Source organism: Gelidibacter gilvus (genome assembly GCF_004115975.1).
GTDB lineage: Bacteria > Bacteroidota > Bacteroidia > Flavobacteriales > Flavobacteriaceae > Gelidibacter > Gelidibacter gilvus.
Genome location: NZ_SDDZ01000005.1, coordinates 223967 through 245779, shown reverse-complemented (window position 1 = coordinate 245779; position 21813 = coordinate 223967). Strand labels below are relative to the sequence as shown.

The window sequence follows — 21813 nt, the reverse complement described above, 5'->3', positions numbered from 1 at the left end:
AGGAACAAAAAATAATTTTTTTTTACAAAATAAGTTTAACCTAAACGTTTCCATTCCCCCTTTGGGGTTAGGGGGCCTAAAAATAAATAACATATGAGTACATTTCCTTGGCAAGATAAACCGGAAGGTTGCAAAGATGTAGTTTGGAGATATTCTGAGAATCCTATCATCAACAGATATGATATTCCATCCTCCAACAGTATTTTTAATAGTGCCGTGGTGCCTTTTGGTGATGGCTATGCTGGCGTTTTTAGATGTGATAACAAATCGGTGCAAATGAATATTTTTGCTGGTTTTAGTAAAAATGGAATCGATTGGGACATCAATCACGATCCAATCGTGATGCAAGCAGGAAATACAGAAATGATCGAATCCGATTACAAATATGACCCACGGGTTGTATGGATTGAAGACCGTTATTGGATTACTTGGTGTAATGGCTACCACGGACCAACCATCGGGATTGCCTATACCTACGATTTCAAGGAGTTTTTCCAGTGTGAAAATGCCTTTTTACCATTCAATAGAAATGGGGTTTTATTTCCTAAAAAGATCAACGGAAAGTACGCGATGTTAAGTCGCCCGAGTGATAATGGCCACACGCCATTTGGTGATATTTACATCAGCTACAGTCCGGATATGAAATATTGGGGAGAACACCGTTGTGTCATGAAAACCACTGCATTTGTTGACAGTGCTTGGCAATGTACCAAGATTGGTGCAGGTCCAATTCCTATCTTAACAGATGAAGGTTGGTTGATGATCTATCACGGCGTAATCAACACCTGTAACGGCTTCCGTTATGCAATGGGTGCCGCGCTTTTAGATGAACATCAACCCGATAAAGTAAAGTACAGAACCCAACCTTATTTATTGGGACCAGCAGAACTTTACGAAACAACAGGAGACGTACCCAACGTGGTGTTTCCTTGCGCAGCATTGCACGATATAGAAGAAGATAAATTAGCGATTTACTACGGTGCTGCAGATACTGTAGTCGCCATGGCATTTGGGAAATTGAGTGAAGTCGTCCAGTTTACAAAAGATAATAGTTTATAAGTTCATTAGACCTGCAAGGTTTTCAAAACCTTGTAGGTCTAAATATACTCGAAGGAAAACCTTGTAGGTATGAATTTAAATGAGGTCTAAACCATTTGCTCATTAAATAAAAAGCGTTGACTATGTTATTTTAGCCGAATTAAAGCAACGGCTTTGTAGACCGACGATAACAAAACAGAAAACGTTATAGCTCCAAAGGAGCGTCATCTTTGTAGCTAATGATAACAAAAACGACAAGATTATAGCTCCGTAGGAGCGACATCTTTGTAGCCCCAACGGGCGATATATCATGAATAAATAATAAAATATTCCATGTTTAAATTTATAACACCCCTGTTTTTCGGTATGTGCATGCTGACATTTGGGCAATCCAAAAACATTACAGTTCCCGAAAGTTACATCGCCTACCATACCAGCGAAGCTATAGACGTTGATGGAAGTGATGCTGATGCCTCGTGGAATAAAGTAGCGTGGACCAACCTCTTCATCGATATTGAAGGCATAAAAAAACCAACCTACGACACCCAAGTCAAAATGTTATGGGATGATACCTATTTCTATATTTTGGCGAAAATGGAAGAGCCACACGTTTGGGCAGACATCACCGAACACGACGCCATTATTTTCTACAACAACGATTTTGAAGTATTCATTGATCCCGATGGCGACACCCATAATTATTATGAAATCGAGGTTAATGCCATCAATACCGTATGGGACTTATTTGTCAACAAACCCTATCGTGAAAGCAATGTGGTTTTAAACGATTGGACCGCAACGGGGATGAAAACAGCCATCAACATCAATGGAACATTGAACAATCCGAAGGATACCGACAAAGGTTGGATGCTCGAGATGGCAATTCCTTGGGATGTTTTCAAAAAAGCTTATTTCGAAGAAAATGTGCCTAAAGATGATTTTTGGCGCGTTAATTTTTCAAGAGTGAACTGGGATCATCAAATCACCGATGGGAAATACGGTCGAAAAAAAGATGCCGAAGGTAATTATCTTCCAGAATACAATTGGGTTTGGTCCTCACAAGGCGTTATCAATATGCACGAACCTGAAAAGTGGGGCTATGTGTATTTCTCGTCCAAAGAAGCTGGCGGAAAAGATAGTTTTGAAATCCCCAACGATGAAAAAATCAAATGGGAAATGTACGAGGTGTTCCGTGCTCAAAAAAAACATTACGAAACGAATAAACAATGGGCAACTTCGGTTGATCAACTATCGTCATCCCCAATTGTTGTTGAAGGAAAAACCATCCGACCAAAAATTGAAATCCATAGTTTTGGATGGACCATTTCAGTAAAAAGTCCATTTACAGATAAAATACTGATTATAAAAGAGGATGGCGAATTTTTAAGTCAATAGATTAGTTAAAGACCTGTAAGGTTTCTACTTGTCCACCGAAGCTTAAGCGTAGGAGGAAAACCTGACAGGTCTGAAAAAGAATTATATTATGAGAGTGATCAAATACATTTTTTTAATCCCGCTTTTTTTCGCGTGCAACAATTCGTCTGAAAAAAAGGAAGAAACAAATCAAGAGGTCTCAAATCAGGAGCAAACCACTGCAAAAAGATCTGACGTAGATCTAAAAATCATTGGCTACGCAGCGGGCTACGAAGATTATGATTTTTCAAAAATTGATGCCACAAAACTCACGCATATCAATTTTGCCTTTGCCAATATTGTAGAAGGTAAAGCAGCCTTTGAATTGGAAACGGATGCGGCTAAAATCGCTACACTCATCGGTTTGAAATCCAAAAATCCAGATTTAAAAGTCCTGTATTCTGTGGGCGGTTGGGTTTGGTCTGATCAGTTTTCAACCATGGCAGCTTACGATGCATCACGAAAGAAGTTTGCAGAAAGCTGCGTGGAACTTCTAAAAAATCACGACTTCGATGGTGTCGATTTAGATTGGGAATATCCAGGGCAACGTGCAGAAGACAATGACTTCCGTCCATCCGATAAAGATAATTTCACTTTGCTTTTGGCTGAAATCCGTAAATCATTGGATGTACAAGGCGAAAAAGACAACACACATTACCTTTTAACTATTGCCACAGGAGCCGATCAAACTTATATCGATCATACCAATTTAGGAGAAGCACACAAGCATCTTGATTTTATAAATGTTATGGGTTACGACTTTTATCAAGGTTGGATGTTCCAAACGGGGCATCACGCTAATTTACACCCATCAGACAAAGAAAAATATGGCGGGAATAGTGGCGTTGAATCCATAGATAGACATATCGAAGCTGGTGTTCCGGTTGAAAAATTGGTTTTGGGCATTCCTTTTTATGGCAGACAATGGGAGAAGGTTGCACCTACTGAGGTTCCCTTATATGCATCGGCCAATCAAGGCGGATATATTATTTCCTATTGGGAAATACTTGAAAAATTAAAATCCGGAAAGCATGAAAAAATGTACGACGAATCTGCTAAAGCATCTTACCTCTGGAATCCTACCGATAATATTTTTATTTCTTATGATACACCTAAAGAAATCAAGTTAAAGGCAGAGTATATCAAAGAAAAAGGCTTGGGTGGCGTCATGTTTTGGGAATATAGTTTAGATAAAGATCAAGAGCTACTGAATACCCTTTTTGAATCCTTGTTTTAAAAGTTAGTATAAAAATCCACCGCCATGAAAACCAGACACCTCCTTTTTGCGACCTTACTTTTAACTGTAGTTGCCTGCAATCAAATGGAAAGAATACAGCAAAATCTTTCAGATGCTTCCGCATCTACCGATGGGTCTTTTAAATTCGGTACCTGGATCACTTCCAATAAAAATAAAGCTGATGCCGAGTATACCGCCGAATTTAAAAGATATAAGGAAGGTGGCATTGATGAGGTTCTGATAAACACCTCAACCGATGCTAAAGAACTCGAACGTTTGGTTCCGTTAGCAGCTAAAGAAGGTTTAAAAGTGCATGCGTGGATGTGGGCTGTTAATCGTCCAGGTGATACTGTTGCTCAAAAACACCCCGAATGGTATATGGTCAGCCGAGACGGTAAATCCTGTTTTGATACCCGTCCGTATGTCAATTACTACCAATGGTTATGCCCTACACGGACTGAATCTAGAAATCATATCTTAAGTTTGGTTGAGAAAATGGCCAAAGTAGAGGGCATTGAAAGTGTGCATTTGGATTATATCCGATTTCCCGATATTTTCTTACCCATCGGTTTACTTCCGAAATACGATTTAAAACAGGACACGGAAATGGCAGAATTCGATTTTTGCTATTGTGAGGTCTGCATTAGTGAATTCGAAAAAATCCATCATAAAAATCCGTTGGAGAGTGAAAATACGGCGATCGATATGGAATGGAAGAATTTTAGGTTGAATGCCATCCGTAATTTGGTAAATGAGGCTTATGATATCGTTCATAAACACAATAAAAAATTGACGGCTGCGGTTTTCCCTTATCCTGAAATGGCAGATCATATGGTGCGGCAACGTTGGGATAAATGGAATATTGATGAAGTTTATCCGATGATTTACCACGGATTTTATAACGAGGAAATTGATTGGATCGGTTATGCCACCAAACAAGGCGTCACGGATTTGGAACCTAAAAATGTCGGATTGAATACGGGCGTTTTTCTACCACCATTTACATCTGCGGAAGAATTAAAAGAAGCCATTCATTACGCAAAAGACAACGGAGCAAAAGGCGTGACCTTCTTTGATGGACCGCAATTAACCGATGCTTATCTGCAAACCATTAGGGAAACGAAAGAAAGCTTTAAATAAGTAAAAATGAAGAAATTTGGTTTTATAACGCTGTTTTTTGCGATGTTCTTGCTTCAATGCAAAGAGTCAGCAGAGGTGTCAAACCAAGTTAAATTAACCAGTTTTGTCAATCCGTTTATTGGAACTGACGGTCCTGGAAATACTTATCCAGGCGCGACTGTTCCTTTTGGTATGGTGCAATTAAGTCCTGATATTGGGATTTCGGGATGGGATCGGATCGCGGGTTATTTTTATCAAGATTCCATTATTACCGGATTTTCACACATGCATTTATCCGGAACAGGCGCCGGCGATCTCTACGATATATTAGTGATGCCTACCAACAGCCGATTTTCAGAACGCATAGAAGCCAATCACTTTAAACCTTTTTCGAGTTTTTCACATGAAAAGGAATCTGCATCTCCTGGCTATTATACGGTCGATTTATTGGATTATGGCATTAAAGCAGAATTGACCGCCACCGAAAGAACCGGCATTCATAGATATACTTTTCCTAAAGACGACAGCACACAAATTCACATCGATTTAGGCTATTCCTTAAATTGGGACAGTCCTACTGAAACCCATTTTAATGTGGTTGACGACACCACCATTGAAGGCTATCGGAAATCTACAGGTTGGGCAAAAGACCAACGGGTTTATTTTGTTATTAAACTTTCAAAACCTTTCAAATCCTATCAACTATTTAAAAATGATTCGTTAGCGAAGTCGCCAGTTACTGGAAAGAATACTAAAATTATTTTAGACTATAGCACTGAAGAAGGCGACCAAATCATTTTAAAAACAGGATTATCTACCGCAACTATTGAAGGCGCTTATAAATCTTTGGAAGAGGAAGCACCACATTTTGATTTTGATGAAATAAGGAATCAAGCTGAACACAAATGGGAAACCCAGCTCAATAAAATCAACATTACCATTGCTGACGATACCAAAAAGCGTATTTTTTATACGATGCTGTACCAATCCATGTTGGCGCCCACTTTATTAAGTGACCTTAATGGCGATTATAAAGGCGCCAATGATAGTATCATGAACGCCAAAGGTTTTGATAGATACGATACGTTTTCGCTATGGGATACGTATCGCGCGGCACATCCATTATACACCATCATGCATCCCAATCGAGTGTCGGACATGGTCAATTCCATGCTGGCCCATTATAAAGAAACAGGTCTTTTACCAGTTTGGTCCATGCAAGGGAACGAAACCAATATGATGATTGGCTACCACGCCGTTCCCGTAATTGTTGATGCCTATTTTAAAGGGATTAAAGATTTTGATGTCGATTTAGCTTACCAAGCGTGTATCGCGAGTGCTACAGATACTTCCAGACAAATTGATGAGTACATGGCTTTGGGTTATGTACCAGCAGGTGACCAGGAAGACGATTGGTCGGTTTCCAAAACTTTGGAATATGCTTATGACGATTGGTGTATTGCACAATTCGCAAAAGCCTTGGGAAAAACAGACGATTATAATAGCTTTATAAAACGTTCGGAAAATTGGCAAAATGTCTATAATACCAACAGCACTTTTATGCATCCAAAATTGAAAGATGGCACTTTTATTTCAGATTTTGATCCGAAAGATTATTCCTCATATTTCTGTGAAAGTAATGCATGGCAATATTTCTGGTCGGTTCAGCACAATATAGAAGGTCTTGCCGAACGTGTTGGAGGAAACGACGTATTTGAAAGGAAACTCGATTCGATGTTTACTTTAAACCCGCTGGCAGAAGACGTATTACCTATTTTCAGTACGGGAATGATCGGTCAATATGCGCATGGTAATGAGCCAAGTCACCACGTTGCCTATTTGTACAATTATATTGAAAAGCCGTGGAAGACACAAAAACTGGTTCGTGAGATTTTAGAAACTCAATATCAGAATGAACCAAGCGGACATTGTGGCAATGAAGACTGCGGACAAATGTCGTCATGGTACGTGTTTAGTGCCTTGGGCTTTTATCCGATGAATCCTGCACAAGGCGTTTATGCCATTGGATCACCACTTATCGATGCAGCAACCGTCAATTTAGAAAACGGAAAAACCTTCACGGTAAAAGCATTGAACAATAATAAAGGCAATGTTTACATTCAAACCATTTCTTTAAATGGCGAAGATGTAGATCGGAATTATATCACACATAAAGAGATTATGGCGGGCGGAGAATTGGTGTTTACCATGGGAAATACACCCAATAAGCGTACTAAAAATTCTATGGCGCCCTCGTCCAAATTATACAATTAAAAAAAGCACTGAATGTCAGACAGAAGAAATTTTATTAAAAAAGCAGCCTTAGGAACTATTGGAGTTACTGCAGTGCTGAGTTGTAATAATTTAACCAGTAAAGAACCGACGGTCGCTGCCACTGTGCCAAATAGAAAAGCAGTGAAACCATTGGTGATTTCCACTTGGAACCACGGTTTACCGGCCAACGAGGAAACTTGGAAGCAATTAAAAAACGGAAAATCGGCTTTGGATGCCATTGAGGCGGGCATGAAAATCCCTGAAGCAGATCCAGAGGTGAGAAGTGTAGGTTACGGCGGTTTTCCTGATAGAGACGGAAAAGTAACTTTAGATGCCTGTATCATGGATCATAATAGCGATTGTGGAGCTGTATCATTTTTACAAGGCATCAAACATCCTATTTCTGTAGCGAAAAAAGTATTGCAAAACACACCCCACGTCATGTTATCTGGAGAGGGTGCCCTTCAGTTTGCATTATCTGAAGGCTTTAAAGAAGAAAATTTACTGACCCCAGAATCAGAAAAAGACTGGAAAGAATGGATGGAAGAATCCAAATATAAACCCGTCATCAACATTGAAAATCACGATACGATTTCGATGTTGGTCATTGATGAAGACGGGAATATTTCAGGAGGTTGTACCACAAGTGGTGCGGCTTGGAAAATGCACGGTCGTGTAGGCGATTCGCCAATTATCGGTGCAGGTTTGTTTCTAGACAATGAAGTAGGCGCAGCTGCCGCCACAGGTTTGGGCGAAGCGGTGATTAGAACTGCAGGAAGTGCCATGGTGGTGGAATTGATGCGTCAAGGGAAATCGCCACTTGAAGCCTGCAAGGAAATCGTAGAACGAATTTATAACAAGCATAAAAACCATAAGGACATGGAATATTTGCAAGTTGGATTTATCGCCCTGAACAAAAATGGCGAGCATGCTGGTTACAGTTTGCGTTCTGGATTCAACTACGCCATATACGATGAAGCCAACGGCAATCGCATGGAAGATGCCACATTTAAAATGGCTGAGGAGGAATAAGAAGCCTCACCCGGAACTGCCGAAAAAGCAGTTCCGACCTCTCCGAAGCCCGCCTGAATGTCAAGGGCAGAGAGAGAGTTTATTAGAGCGTACAATTAAACTACGGATGGGCTAGGATAGGATGAGCGATATTTTTGTAGCATTGAAATAGTGGATTATCAAAAGCTCCAGAGGAGCGACCTATTAATAGCAATAAATAGGTGAGTATTATTATCCCCATCGGGGCGACATCCTTGTAGTATTGAAATAACGAATTATTAATAGCTCCTTAGGAGTGACATCTTTGTAGCATAAATTAGGTAAGGTTGTAAGCCCCATCGGGGCGACATCTCTGCACAATAAATTAAAATTATGAAAATGAATGTATTTAAAAACTTGGTAGTGCTGATTCTCATAGTCATTACTGCGTCCTGCCAAGAAAAAAAAGAGACTAAAGTCTTTACAAAAGCTGATATTGCCATCATCCCCAAACCAGTAAGCTTGCAATTGGGAAATGGCGTTTTTGAGTTTAATGACCAAACGCAATTTGTGATTTCCGATGCTTCGCAAAAAGAAATCTTTTCCACCTTATCGGATAAATTTAAAAGTGCCGCAGGATGGACTTTGGGAATTTCAGAAAAGGCACCTCAAACAAATTTTATCGAGTTTGTTGTTGATGAAAATTTAAATGATGAGGCCTACGAGCTGGTTGTGAATTCTAAAAAAATCACCATAAAAGCAAAGACCTATTCAGGATTTTTATATGGATTGGAATCGATCAGGCAATTATTGCCAACCCAAATTGAAAGTAAGGACCTTGTAAAAAATACCGACTGGATCATTCCAAATCTGACCATAAAAGATGAGCCTCGTTTTAAATGGAGAGGTCTGCATTTGGATGTCGCGCGTCATTTTTTCGAAAAGGAATATATTCTACAAACCATCGATATGTTGGCCATGCACAAAATGAACGTGTTTCATTTTCATTTAGTGGACGATCAGGGTTGGCGAATTGAAATTAAAAAATATCCAAAACTTACTGAAATCGGTGGATTCAGAAACGATCAAGAAGATTCCCACTGGGATGGCCGTCGTGTGACAACACCGGAAGATGATGCCACTTACGGCGGATTCTATACCCAAGAAGACATCAAGGAAATTGTAGCCTATGCCCAATCAAAAGGCGTAAGAGTGGTGCCTGAAATTGAAATGCCGGCCCACGTAATGAGTGCCATTGCAGCCTATCCGGAATTGTCCTGTTTTGAAACACCTATTGGTGTGCCATCGGGTGGGGTTTGGCCAATCACAGAAATTTATTGTGCAGGAAAGGAATCGACTTTTGAGTTTTTGGAAAACGTCCTGTTGGAAGTTATGGAATTGTTTCCATCGGAATATATCCATGTTGGTGGTGATGAGGCTACAAAAACCAATTGGGAAAAATGTCCACATTGTCAAAAACGAATGAAAGATGAAGGTTTGGCCAGCGTGGATGAATTACAGAGCTATTTTATCAAAAGAATGGAACGTTTTATTGCTTCACACGATAGAAAGCTGATCGGGTGGGATGAAATTTTAGAAGGTGGTTTGGCTCCAGAGGCTACGGTGATGAGCTGGAGAGGTTTTGAAGGCGGTATTGAAGCAGCAGACCAAGGCCATGATGTGGTTATGACGCCCACCTCTTATATGTATTTTGATTATTATCAAGGGCCACAAAATGAGGAGCCTTTAGCATGGGGTGGTTATATTCCTTTAAGCAAGGTTTACGAATTTGACCCTGTTGTAGAAACGATGACACCGGAGCAGGCCAAACACGTTTTGGGCGGCCAGGCCAATGTATGGTCGGAGCAAATTAAAACGGCAGCACATTCTCAATACATGATCTATCCAAGATTGGCGGCATTGTCTGAAGCCGTTTGGAGTCCTAAGGAATCAAGAGATTGGGACGATTTTTCAAAACGAATCTTAACACTTTTCGAACGTTATGAGTATTTAGATATCAATTACGCGAAGAGTGCTTACCTGGTCATGGCCGACGTACAAATAGATATGGATACCAAAGAAGCGTCTGTTAGCTTGAAAAATGAATTTACCGATGCAGATATTCGCTATTCATTAAATGAAGACCAACTTTCAGACCAGGCGATAAAATACACCGAACCTTTAAAAATAGATAAGACCACAACCATCCATGCGTCATTGTTTAAAGAAGACAAAGCGGTTGGCGTGCCGTTTAACACGACGGTCGCATTTCATAAAGCCGTAGGTAAAAAGGTGACGTTTAAAGAAGTTTATGACGATCGTTACCAAGGTGATGGCGAGTTTGGGATGGTCAATACCTTACGAGGCACCAAAAACTTCCAAGATGGCCGTTGGCAAGCGTGGTTGGGCAAAGGGATGGAAGCCGTGGTAGACTTGGGCGAGGAGATGCCCATTCATGAAGTGCTTGTAGGCACCTTAGAAAATCAAGGCCCTGGAATTTATTTCCCAACTGCCGTAAGCGTCTATGTTTCTAACGATGGTAAAACGTTTAAAAATGTAGGCGTTGAAAAAAGAGCATTTGCTAAAAATCCGGCATCCGATTTAAAAGATTTTAAAATATCTTTTGAAGAGCAATCGGTAAGGTATGTAAAAGTAGTTGCTGAAAGTCTGGAAAAACTTCCTGGAGCTGTTGGTGGTGTATGGTTATTTGTTGATGAAATTATAATTAATTAGATATGAGATATTTTAAAATTGTAGCAGTCCTATGTTTCTTAGTGGCCAATCAAGCTACGGCACAAGAAAAGCTAACAAAAGAAGAACGTTTGGAGTGGTTTCAAGATGCTAAACTCGGCATTTTTATGCACTGGGGTTATTATGGCGTCAATGGCATTGGTGAGTCCTGGTCGTTGTATCATAAGCAAATTACCTATGACGATTATATGGCGCAAGGGAAGAAGTTCACCGCCAAAAATTACGACCCAGAGGCTTGGGCAAAATTGTTCAAGAAAGTTGGGGCGCGTTATGCGGTCTTGACCACAAAACATCATGACGGGGTGGCCTTATGGGATACCAAAGTCAGTAAACTTAATGTTGTGGAAAAAACACCGGCAAAACGCGATTTGGTAGGTCCATTGGTGGATGCTTTAAGAAAAGAAGATTTAAAAGTTGGGTTGTACTATTCGTTGATCGATTGGTCGCATCCTGATTATGACGTGGTGTTTCCACGACCTGATACCCGAAAGAATTATCCGCAGAAAAATCAAAATCAATTGTCACCATGGCAAAGGTTTCTTAAATTTAATCATGATCAGTTAAAAGAGTTGAGCACGCAATATAAACCAGATTTATATTGGTTTGATGGCGATTGGGAACAATCAAGTGAAGCCTGGCAAGCGGAATCCTTAAAAGATACTTTGTTGGCATGGAACCCGAAAGTGATTGTCAATTCCAGATTGAAAACTTATGGTGATTACAGCACCCCAGAACAAGGCGTGCCCATTGTAAGACCTGATGGCGCATGGGAATTTTGTATGACGATGAATGATAATTGGGGGAATTTCCCATCAGATACCAATTACAAGCCCGTATCACAAATCATCAGGACTTTTGTTGAGGTGATTGCTTCTGGCGGGAATTTGTTATTAAACATCGGGCCAAAACCTGACGGTACTATTGGCGACATGGAAATGGAACGTTTGGAAGCTTTGGGCGACTGGGTGAGAAAACACGAGTTGGCAGTTTTCAATTCTAAAGCAGGTTTGCCTTACGGGCATTTTTATGGACCGACACTATTGAACAAAGACGAGACCAAAATTTATTTGGCATTATTTGATACCCCTAATAATTACATCTCATTAAAAGGGATTCAAAATAAAGTAAAATCCATCAAAGTTGTTGGAAACGGTCAAGAACTCAGTTTTGAAAGAAATGGTGGTGCTGCGTGGAATAATATTCCTGGAATTTTAAGAATTGAAGTGCCTCAAGTAAAGAATTTGGATGCCAATGTGACTATTTTAGAAGTTGAGTTGGAAGATCCTTTGAAATTATACCGAGGTCATGGACAGGCGGTGGAGTTGAATTAGAAAAAGTAGAATCAAGACTGCTTACTTCGACTGCGCTCAGCACAAGTCGCTAATAGAACCAAGAATCAAGACTTAGGACTTAAAGACATTTGACTTTCTTTGTTTTGGAAGAAACGTATTTTGAAATGATAGACATTTCGCCCTACGTCTTACGCCAAAGAGTCCTAAGTCAATAGCTGAAGATGAAATTGTCGGCACTTTAAACTGACTAAATAATGTCAAAAATGATGGTTAAATATTCATTGGTGTTTTTGCTTGCTTTCATATTTGGTAATGCACATATAGAGGCACAAAACAACGCCTACATCGCCAGTAAGGATTTGGTGGATTTTGTAAACCCTTTAATGGGAACAGATTCATCCTTTGATTTATCCAATGGAAACACCTATCCCGCCATTGCCACGCCTTGGGGCATGAATTTTTGGACACCAATGACCTCTAAAATGGGCGATGGTTGGACTTATAAATACCGTGAAAACAAGATCCACGGTATTAAACAGACCCATCAACCAAGTCCGTGGGTAAATGATTATGCAGCCTTCTCATTGATGGCGGTGACGGGCGATTTAAAATTTCAAGAAGATGATCGGGAATCTTGGTTTTCGCATAAGGCAGAAACTGTAACGCCTTATCATTACTCGGTGTATTTAGCCGATTATGATGTGGTGGCTGAGATCACTCCTACAGAAAGAGCGGCCAGTTTTAAATTCACCTTTCCAGAATCTGAAAACTCCTATATCATCCTCGATGCTTTTAATAAAGGATCCATGGTGAAAATCATTCCGGAAGAGCGTAAAATCATTGGCTATGCGAGGAATAATCATGGTGGAGTTCCAGAGAATTTCCATAATTATTTTATTGCCGTATTTGATACGGACTTTAAAATCAATCACACTTGGAAAGATGGTTGGCAATTAGTGGAAAATTCGACCAATAGCAAAGGCGACCATGTGGGTGCCATCATCGGATTTAAAACGAAAAGGGGAGATGTCGTTCATGTGAAAGTGGCATCATCGTTTATAAGTCCTGAACAAGCACAATTGAATCTCTTGAGAGAAATTGGAACTGATTCATTTGAAAATACCAAGGAAAAAGCAAAACACGCTTGGGAAACCGAATTGAATAAAATTCAAATTGAAGATGATCATATCGATAATCTAAGAACTTTCTACTCGTCTTTATATCGCGTGTTGTTGTTTCCAAGGAAGTTTTATGAGTATGATGTGAATGATAACGTCATGCATTATAGTCCGTATAATGGTGAAGTCTTACCGGGCTATATGTTTACCGATAACGGATTTTGGGATACCTTCAGAGCAGTTTTTCCATTTTTTAATATGATGTATCCGGAGCTCAACGGCAAGATTATGGAAGGCTTGGCCAATACCTATAAAGAATCGGGGTGGCTGCCAGAATGGGCAAGTCCGGGCCATCGTGATGTGATGATAGGTTCCAATTCAGCGCCTATTATTGCAGATGCCTATCTAAAAGGTGCCAAAGATATGGATGCTGAGGTGTTGTTGGAAGCGGTTTTGAAAAACGCTACCATGCCTGATGGACGTCCCGTAAATTCCGTAGGAAGAGCGGGATTGACTTATTACAATCAATTAGGCTACGTGCCTTACGATGTGGATATCAACGAAAATGCCGCAAGAACTTTAGAATATGCTTACGCCGATTTCACCATTGCCCAGATGGCAGAAAAAATGGGTCAACCGAAACTCGCTAAAAAATACTACAAGCAATCCCTAAATTATAAACACCTGTTCGATCCTTCAACCAATTGGATGCGAGGAAAAAACAAGGATGGTAGTTTCCAAAGTCCGTTCAATCCTTTAAAATGGGGCGATGCGTTTACGGAAGGTAATAGCTTACACTATACTTGGTCTGTATTTCATGACATCCAAGGTCTGATCGATTTAATGGGTGGGAAAGATCAATTTGTTGGTAAATTGGATGAGGTTTTTGAAATGCCACCAAAATTTGATGATTCCTATTACGGATTTACCATTCATGAAATTAGAGAAATGCAAATCGTGAATATGGGGAATTATGCGCATGGCAACCAACCCATTCAACACATGATCTATCTGTATAATTACGCCAATCAACCGTATAAAGCACAGGAAAAAGTCCGGGATGTGATGTCAAAATTGTATTCAGCCACGCCTGATGGGTATTGCGGTGATGAAGATAACGGACAAACATCCGCATGGTATGTGTTCAGTACTTTGGGCTTTTATCCGGTGACACCTGGTGTTGATGAATATGTCATTGGAAGTCCGTTGTTTAAAAAAGTAACTCTGCATTTGGAAAACGGAAACACCTTTGAAATCACTGCCAAAAACAATTCAGAAGCCAATATTTATATTCAGAGTGCTGAATTAAATGGAAAACCTTATAACCATACCTTTTTAAAATCTGATGCACTCCAGAATGGAGGACGATTAGAATTTAATATGGGCAATACGCCAAGTAAAACGTGGGCAACTGCTACTGATAGTGTGCCGTTTTCCTTAAGCACCTCAAAAAACAAACCTAAAAAATGAAACAATTTAGATCATTCCTTATGCTCATAATTTTTTGTGGCAATTTTATAGTTGTCGCACAAGAAGAGCCCGCCGATTATGTGAATCCAATTATTGGCACCTCCAATTATGGCGCTACTTATCCTGGTCCCATTGCTCCAAGAGGCATGGCAAGCATCAGTCCATTCAATGTTGCTGGTCCACAAAACTTGCCTTTGGAAAAAGACAGTCAGTGGCTGTCCAATCCGTATGTGCATGAAAATACGTTTTTAACGGGGTTCAGTCATATCAATTTAAGTGGCGTAGGCTGCCCAGAATTAGGTGTTTTACTGCTGATGCCAACCACGGGCGATCTGGAAACGGATCATTTAAAATATGGTTCCACCTATAAAAACGAACTGGCCAAGGCTGGCTATTACAGTACACAAATTGACAAATACGACGTCAGAGCAGAATTTACCGCTTCGACCAGAGTAGGCGTGAGCAAATTCAGCTTTCCGGAAGGGCAAGCCAATATTCTATTGAATTTGGGCATTGGACTGACCAATGAAGAAGGCGCCATGGTGCAAATAGTATCTGATACTGAAATTCAAGGCATGCGTTCAGTTGGATCGTTTTGTTATAACAGTCCAGAGGCGGCGTATCCCGTCTATTTTGTGGCGAAATTTTCCAAGCCTGCGGCCAATTTTGGAGTATGGAAAAAACCTGCACTTTATGAAGGTGTGGAAGCGCAATGGATGGGGTATAATGGAAAAACGCGACTCATGGAAAAGTCGACCAAAATGGTGGTGGGCGATAGTATTGGAAGTTATTTCAGCTATAACTTTGACAAACCAGAAACCATTGAGGTTAAAATTGGCGTGAGTTACGTCAGTATTGAAAACGCACGCGAAAACTTAGAACAGGAAACTGGGGGCAAATCCTTTGAAGATGTTTATAAGGAAACTCATAACGCGTGGAATGAAACGCTTTCCAAAATCAAAGTGGAAGGTGGCACCAAGGAAGATAAGACCATATTTTACACGGCATTGTATCACACTCAAATCCATCCCAATACTTTAAACGATTGGAATGGCGATTACCCTGAAATTAAAACCGGTGAAATTGGGAACACCAAGGGCACGCGTTATACCGTGTTTTCTTTGTGGGATACCTATCGAAATGTGCATCAGTTATTATCGCTAGTATATCCGAAGCAACAATCAAATATGATCCAAAGTATGTTGGATATGTACGATGAAAACGGCTGGCTCCCAAAATGGGAATTGAATTCCACCGAAACTTTTACCATGGTAGGCGATCCTGCAAGTATTGTCATTGCCGATACGTATTTGAAAGGGATTCAGGATTTTGATGTTGAAAAAGCTTACGAAGCCATGTTAAAAAGTGCTGATCAGATCGAGAATAATCCGTTGCGACCAGGTCTAAAAGATTATATCGAAAAAGGCTATGTCACCACCGATCATGGCGGTTCGGTTTCTACGACCCAAGAATATAATGCTGCCGATCACGCCATCGCTTTATTGGCAAATGCATTGGGCAAAAAAGACGATTATAAGCGATTTCAAAACCGTTCCTTATCCTATAAAAAGCTCTTCGATAAAAATTTAAAAATGTTGCGACCAAGATTGCAAAATGGCGATTGGTACGAACCTTTCGACCCAAATGAGGGCGCTAATTTTGCTGAAAACGTTGGTTTTATTGAGGGGAATGCATGGCAATATTCGTTTATGATTCCGCATGATGTACCTGGATTAATTAAATTGATGGGTGGCAATAAAGGCTTTACGGATCAGTTGCAAAAGATTTTTGACACCAAGCAGTTTGATATGGCCAACGAGCCGGGAATTGCGTATCCGTATCTTTTCAATTATGTGAAAGGTGAAGAATGGCGCAGTCAGAAAATGGTTGAAGAACTTGTCAGGAAACATTTTAAAAACACGGCCGATGGTCTTCCTGGAAATGACGATACCGGCACCATGTCGGCTTGGGCAGTCTATTCAATGATGGGCTTCTATCCTGTTTCTCCGGGCGATCCAAAATATACCATTACAAAGCCACTGTTCGATAAAATCACTATTCAATTAGATTCCAAATACTATAAAAACAAGGAATTGGTCATTGAAAAAGTTGGAAAAGGTCGAATCAAACAAATTCTAATCAACGGTAAAAAACACAAAGGTTATTTTGTTAGCCATGACGAATTGGTAAACGCTAAAATACTAAAAATCATTTTGGAATAAATAATGTTACGGAGACCTGCAAGTTTCCCGCGACCTGCAAGGTTTCCAAAACCTTGTAGGTCTTAACCACAATTTCAAAAACTAAAAACTAATAAACATTTTAAAAATGAAACTCAAATCCCTCCTCATAACATTCCTTTTAGCCACGTTCGTTTCGGTCTACGCACAAAATCCATCAACTTACAAGGTCTTTGAAAAACAACCTCTAAATTTTAGTGGTGAAAAAGGTACGGATGCTGAAGCCGTCAGCTTAATGGACGGACGTTTGGTCTACAAAAAAGTGACCGTGCCCACATTTGCAAATGGAACTGATGTGAAAATCAAATTGACTGTACGTTCCGCTGGCGATCGTTGGGATAAGTCCGGATCTTGCTTTGTGGTCACCGATCCAGAGAAACTCTCCATTCTTTCCATTGCGGAAAAAGACGAAAAATTCCCATCAGATTCTTATGTGGATGATAAATACGCCGGATTTGTCACCGGTAAAAGCTATAATCCAGTGGTAGAATTAATGCGATTTATGACCCCATTTGGCGTAGGACATTACAGTGATAACAAAGTGAAATATAGAAAACCAGTTTATATCCCTTCATGGGAAAAACAAGTGGTTTGGGAACATGACATTACCGATTTGGAAAGTCTGGTCACCGGTACATTTTATGTGGGCGTTTGGATTGACACTTGGACTGCCGAAGGCTATGACTTTGATATGGAATTGACCTATTCCGACAGAAAACAACAAAAAGTTTCCGTGATACCACTAGTAAATACGATTCCGTATGTTGGCGGACAGCAAATACCGGATAATTTCGCCCATAAAGATTTAGAGCAAACCATTCATTTAAAAAAGAATGCAAAAAACGTAAAGCTACATTATATCACAACAGGCCACGGTGGGCACAGCGGTGGTGATGAATTTATCAAAATCAAAAACAGTGTCTATTTTGATGGCAAATTGGTATTGGATACCATTCCGTGGCGTGATGATTGTGCCTCTTTTAGACGTTTCAATCCAACTTCGGGCGTGTGGATCAAGAAAGATTCGGCGTCTTATATAAGTTCTGAAACCAGAAAATATGAAATTAAGGAAATTGAAGAGCGTATTGCATCTTCAGATTTGTCACGTTCCAACTGGTGCCCTGGGTCATTTGTGGAACCAATGGTAGTAGATTTAGGTAATTTGAAAGCTGGTGATCATGCTATCAAAATTAAAATCCCGGCGACGCCTGTTGAGGGTGATAAATTAAACCATTGGCTGGTTTCGGCGTATTTGACTTACGAATAAAAAGTTCCTTAATTATAGGTTTTTATACCCTTTTAAATAGTAAATCCACGAAACCGTTTTCGTAGATTTAATATGTCCTACATAATACTATTGATGAAATATTGCTTAAATTTAGGGCATTCATTGTAGTAATAATCGTTGCTCATTCAGTCCAAAAACGAATGCTTTTGGCTATTAAAACTGCTGATAGTGAAAATGATTATTAAAAGTTTAATTATGCATTCTATATAAATTCTTATGAAAATTTTAAAAAAATCGACGTCTGTAGCCGTTCAAATCGTCCTTGTATTTCTTGCGGTTTTAAAAGTTAATGCCCAAGAAAAAAATCCGATAACGGATTACGTGCATTATATAATGAACGAATCAGTAATTAGCGAAAACAAAATGGATGCTCACGCTTCATTTACTTCGTTTACTTCAGAAAAGGATGCCTTGAACAATACGCCAAAATACCATCAATTATTGGATGGGATTTGGAAATTCAATTGGGTAAGAAATCCTGCTGATCGACCAACAACATTTATGAATCCATCTGAGGATGTTTCCTCATGGGATGATATCAAAGTGCCATCCAACTGGGAAGTGGAAGGCTATGGTATTCCAATTTATGTCAATCATCAATATGAGTTTGCCGATTATAAAGCGCCGGTTGCTGATGATATGGAATTTGTGGACAGAATTTATCCTGCACATCCTGGAAAAGTTCCCAGCGAATACAATCCCGTAGGTACTTATGTCCGTGATTTTACGATTGATAAGGATTGGGACGGTAAAGAAATCTTTCTACATATTGGCGCCATGAAATCGGGAGGTTTTGTATGGCTTAATGGTAAATATATTGGCTATTCCCAAGGCAGTAAATTGCCAGCGGAATTCAATATTACCGAAGCAGCAAAACCGGGTAAAAACAAAATCGCCATTCAAATTTTTAGATGGACGGATGGATCATACTTAGAATGTCAGGATTTCTGGAGAATAAGCGGAATTGAGCGTAGTGTCTATATCTATGCGCAGCCAAAAGTAAGAATTCAGGATTATGAAGTGGTTTCCATTTTGGACGGAGCTTATAAGGATGGTGTTTTTGAACTCTATGTAGATCTGGAAAATCATCTTTCGAAAACGACCAATGGTACTGTTTCTTATAAATTATTGGATGCTGATCATAAAATAGTCGCTTCAGAGAGCAAGTCATTTGCGGCAAAAATCTCAAATAATGATCCGATTGCATTTTCTGCAACGCTTCCAAACGTTAAACAATGGAGTGCAGAACATCCAAATTTATTCACGCTTCTGATTGAAACAAAAGATCAAAAAGGAAAAACGCTTGAGGTGACCACGTCTAGAATTGGATTTAGAATTGTTGAAATTAAGCAAGGTTTGCTGTTGGTCAATGGGCAGCGGATTACTTTAAAAGGTGTGAATACCCAAGAAGCAAATCCCGAAACCGGGCACGTTGTGGATGAAGAATTGATGATGAGGGACATTCATCTATGGAAAGAAAACAACATCAATGCGGTGCGTTTGAGCCATTATCCACAACAAAGACGCTTTTACGAACTCTGTGATGAGTATGGGTTGTATGTGGTTGATGAAGCCAATATAGAATCACACGGCATGTATTACGGCAAATATTCATTGGCAAAGAAGCCAAGTTGGGAAAATGCACATGTGGATCGCATGGTGCGTTTGGTAAAACGCGATAAAAATCATGCTTCTGTGATTATTTGGTCGATGGGGAACGAAGCCGGAAACGGTGTAAATTTCTTTGAAGGCTATGACGAAATGAAGAAGAATGACCGATCGAAACGTCCCGTGCAATATGAGCGTCCTTATAAAGATTATGACGGCAGCATTTGGGACATGGATTCCAATACGGATATTTTAGTACCCCAATATCCAACGCCGGCAACTTTTGAAATGATAGGAAAAACCAAAACAGACCGTCCTTATATTCCGAGTGAATATGCGCACGCGATGGGGAACAGTACCGGGAATTTTAAGGAATACTGGGACATCATTGAATTATATGACAATCTGCAAGGTGGATTTATCTGGGATTGGGTCGATCAGTCCATTTGGAAAACTGATGAAAACGGCGAACGTTTTTATGCCTACGGAGGAGATTTTGGCGAAAATATGCCGTCAGACAATTCCTTTTTGAATAATGGAATTGTGTTTCCTGACCGTACACCGCAACCCGCCTTACACGAGGTTAAAAAAGTGCACGAATTCATCAACTTTAAAGAAATGGGCATCAATCGCCATGATGAATTACGCGTGTTACTTGAGAATTTATATGATTTCACTGATTTGGAACACTTCGATTTTACGGCAGAAATAAAAGCAGATGGGAAAGTTTTAAAAACAATTCCATTTGAGACTATTTCGGTTGAAACCCATACAGGAAAACTGATTAGAATCCCTTTGAAAGACGTCGATTATAAAGAAAACACCGAATATTTCGTTGAAATTTCAGCAAAGACGAAAGCTGCTTGGGGACTGCTTCCAAAAGGATTTGAAGTTGCCCACGAGCAAATTCCTTTATCTGAAAAGTATAAAAAGGAAATTACCGAGATCGGTAATACAGGAACCTTGAAAATTAAGGATTCGAAAAACAATCTTGAGATTTCAAACCAGAATCTAAACTTGGTGTTCGATAAAGAAAAAGGACAAATCACATCCTATGTTTTTGAAGGCAATGAACTGCTGAAAGACGGCAATGGCCCAAAACCAAATTTTTGGCGTGCTCCAACCGATAATGACTTCGGTAGCCAGATGCAAGCCAAAAACATCGAATGGAAAAAAGCGTCACTATTCATGAAAGTTTCCAAATTGACTTCTAAGTCTAATGCAGATGGTAGCGTCACTATTGATGTGACTTACAATTTACCAGGAGTGGATACGACATTTGAATCACAGTATCACATATTTGGAAATGGCGTGGTCAAAATCGATAATACGCTCAATGAAACCAATTATTCGGGCGATATTCCTCGTGTGGGCATGCGGATGCAAATACCAAAAAAATACGAGAACATGAGCTTTTTTGGTCGTGGTCCATGGGAAAATTATCAAGACAGAAAAGCCTCTGCGTTTATTGGTTTGTATGAGTCTAAAGTAAAAGATCAATACGTGCCTTATGTGCGTCCGCAAGAAAACGGGTATAAGGTTGATGTGCGTTGGACAGCGTTTTCTGATGCCAATAATAACGGTTTATTAGTCGTTGCAGCAAATCAACTGCAAGGTTTGGGTATTGGCGCTTTGCATATGCCAAATGAGGATTTTGACACCACTTCCGGCATTGCTTATAGCGGTACTGATGTTTTGGAAGACGAATTTAAAACGGATGGGATTCCGCAGATCAATGCGTCCAAGCATATCAATGATATTAAGGAGCAGGATTTGGTTCAGCTAAATATTGATTTAGGACAACGCGGATTAGCAGGTGATAACAGTTGGGGAGGAAAACCGATGGATAAATACCAAATGAAAGGCGAATCCAAACATGCTTATAGTTTTTACTTGATTCCATTCAAAAATGGCTCTGAGGAAGCGTTTATCGCTTGGAGTAAATTGTATGGAAATCTGAAATAATTGTGTGAGA

At 39.9% G+C, this 21813-nt stretch carries 12 protein-coding genes; all 12 read left to right on the top strand.

The features are described from left to right. The first annotated feature begins 93 nt into the window (after positions 1–93). Positions 94–1059: a glycoside hydrolase family 130 protein gene (locus tag ESZ48_RS10880; RefSeq protein WP_129017511.1), complete on the top strand. Its 966-nt coding sequence runs from the start codon at positions 94–96 to the stop codon at positions 1057–1059. A 312-nt stretch (positions 1060–1371) separates the two neighbouring features. Next, complete coding sequence (locus tag ESZ48_RS10875) at positions 1372–2433, top strand: carbohydrate-binding family 9-like protein (RefSeq protein ID WP_129017510.1); 1062 nt, start codon at positions 1372–1374, stop codon at positions 2431–2433. An 88-nt stretch (positions 2434–2521) separates the two neighbouring features. After that, complete coding sequence (locus tag ESZ48_RS10870; protein WP_129017509.1) at positions 2522–3688, top strand: glycoside hydrolase family 18 protein; 1167 nt, start codon at positions 2522–2524, stop codon at positions 3686–3688. Positions 3689–3712: 24 nt separating this feature from the next. Then, on the top strand, positions 3713–4828 hold the full coding sequence (locus ESZ48_RS10865; RefSeq protein ID WP_129017508.1) for a family 10 glycosylhydrolase: 1116 nt from the start codon (positions 3713–3715) through the stop codon (positions 4826–4828). Positions 4829–4834: 6 nt separating this feature from the next. Next, positions 4835–7081, top strand: a complete 2247-nt coding sequence (locus tag ESZ48_RS10860; protein WP_129017507.1) for a GH92 family glycosyl hydrolase — start codon at positions 4835–4837, stop codon at positions 7079–7081. Positions 7082–7093: 12 nt separating this feature from the next. Then, positions 7094–8113, top strand: a complete 1020-nt coding sequence (locus ESZ48_RS10855) for an isoaspartyl peptidase/L-asparaginase family protein (protein WP_129017506.1) — start codon at positions 7094–7096, stop codon at positions 8111–8113. A gap of 357 nt (positions 8114–8470) precedes the next feature. Next, complete coding sequence (locus tag ESZ48_RS10850) at positions 8471–10804, top strand: glycoside hydrolase family 20 protein (RefSeq protein ID WP_129017505.1); 2334 nt, start codon at positions 8471–8473, stop codon at positions 10802–10804. 2 nt (positions 10805–10806) lie between these two features. Next, complete coding sequence (locus ESZ48_RS10845) at positions 10807–12153, top strand: alpha-L-fucosidase (RefSeq protein WP_129017504.1); 1347 nt, start codon at positions 10807–10809, stop codon at positions 12151–12153. 215 nt (positions 12154–12368) lie between these two features. Further along, the gene (locus ESZ48_RS10840) at positions 12369–14702 is read left to right on the top strand and encodes a GH92 family glycosyl hydrolase (protein WP_129017503.1); all 2334 of its coding nucleotides are present in this window, start codon (positions 12369–12371) and stop codon (positions 14700–14702) included. A gap of 20 nt (positions 14703–14722) precedes the next feature. After that, positions 14723–16924, top strand: coding sequence for a GH92 family glycosyl hydrolase (locus ESZ48_RS10835; protein ID WP_223266420.1), 2202 nt, complete (start codon positions 14723–14725; stop codon positions 16922–16924). Between the two features lie 106 nt (positions 16925–17030). Next, positions 17031–18209 carry a PNGase F N-terminal domain-containing protein gene (locus ESZ48_RS10830; RefSeq protein ID WP_129017501.1) on the top strand — a complete coding sequence of 393 codons (1179 nt, stop codon included), beginning with the start codon at positions 17031–17033 and terminating at the stop codon, positions 18207–18209. 237 nt (positions 18210–18446) lie between these two features. Beyond that, the gene (locus ESZ48_RS10825) at positions 18447–21803 is read left to right on the top strand and encodes a glycoside hydrolase family 2 TIM barrel-domain containing protein (RefSeq protein ID WP_129017500.1); all 3357 of its coding nucleotides are present in this window, start codon (positions 18447–18449) and stop codon (positions 21801–21803) included. Positions 21804–21813 lie beyond the last annotated feature (10 nt).

Excerpts from the sequence above, each read along its gene's own strand:
- ESZ48_RS10880 (WP_129017511.1), top strand. The coding sequence starts at position 94 with ATGAGTACATTTCCTTGGCAAGATAAACCGGAAGGTTGCAAAGATGTA.
- ESZ48_RS10875 (WP_129017510.1), top strand. The coding sequence starts at position 1,372 with ATGTTTAAATTTATAACACCCCTGTTTTTCGGTATGTGCATGCTGACA.
- ESZ48_RS10870 (WP_129017509.1), top strand. The coding sequence starts at position 2,522 with ATGAGAGTGATCAAATACATTTTTTTAATCCCGCTTTTTTTCGCGTGC.
- ESZ48_RS10865 (WP_129017508.1), top strand. The coding sequence starts at position 3,713 with ATGAAAACCAGACACCTCCTTTTTGCGACCTTACTTTTAACTGTAGTT.
- ESZ48_RS10860 (WP_129017507.1), top strand. The coding sequence starts at position 4,835 with ATGAAGAAATTTGGTTTTATAACGCTGTTTTTTGCGATGTTCTTGCTT.
- ESZ48_RS10855 (WP_129017506.1), top strand. The coding sequence starts at position 7,094 with ATGTCAGACAGAAGAAATTTTATTAAAAAAGCAGCCTTAGGAACTATT.
- ESZ48_RS10850 (WP_129017505.1), top strand. The coding sequence starts at position 8,471 with ATGAATGTATTTAAAAACTTGGTAGTGCTGATTCTCATAGTCATTACT.
- ESZ48_RS10845 (WP_129017504.1), top strand. The coding sequence starts at position 10,807 with ATGAGATATTTTAAAATTGTAGCAGTCCTATGTTTCTTAGTGGCCAAT.
- ESZ48_RS10840 (WP_129017503.1), top strand. The coding sequence starts at position 12,369 with ATGTCAAAAATGATGGTTAAATATTCATTGGTGTTTTTGCTTGCTTTC.
- ESZ48_RS10835 (WP_223266420.1), top strand. The coding sequence starts at position 14,723 with ATGCTCATAATTTTTTGTGGCAATTTTATAGTTGTCGCACAAGAAGAG.
- ESZ48_RS10830 (WP_129017501.1), top strand. The coding sequence starts at position 17,031 with ATGAAACTCAAATCCCTCCTCATAACATTCCTTTTAGCCACGTTCGTT.
- ESZ48_RS10825 (WP_129017500.1), top strand. The coding sequence starts at position 18,447 with ATGAAAATTTTAAAAAAATCGACGTCTGTAGCCGTTCAAATCGTCCTT.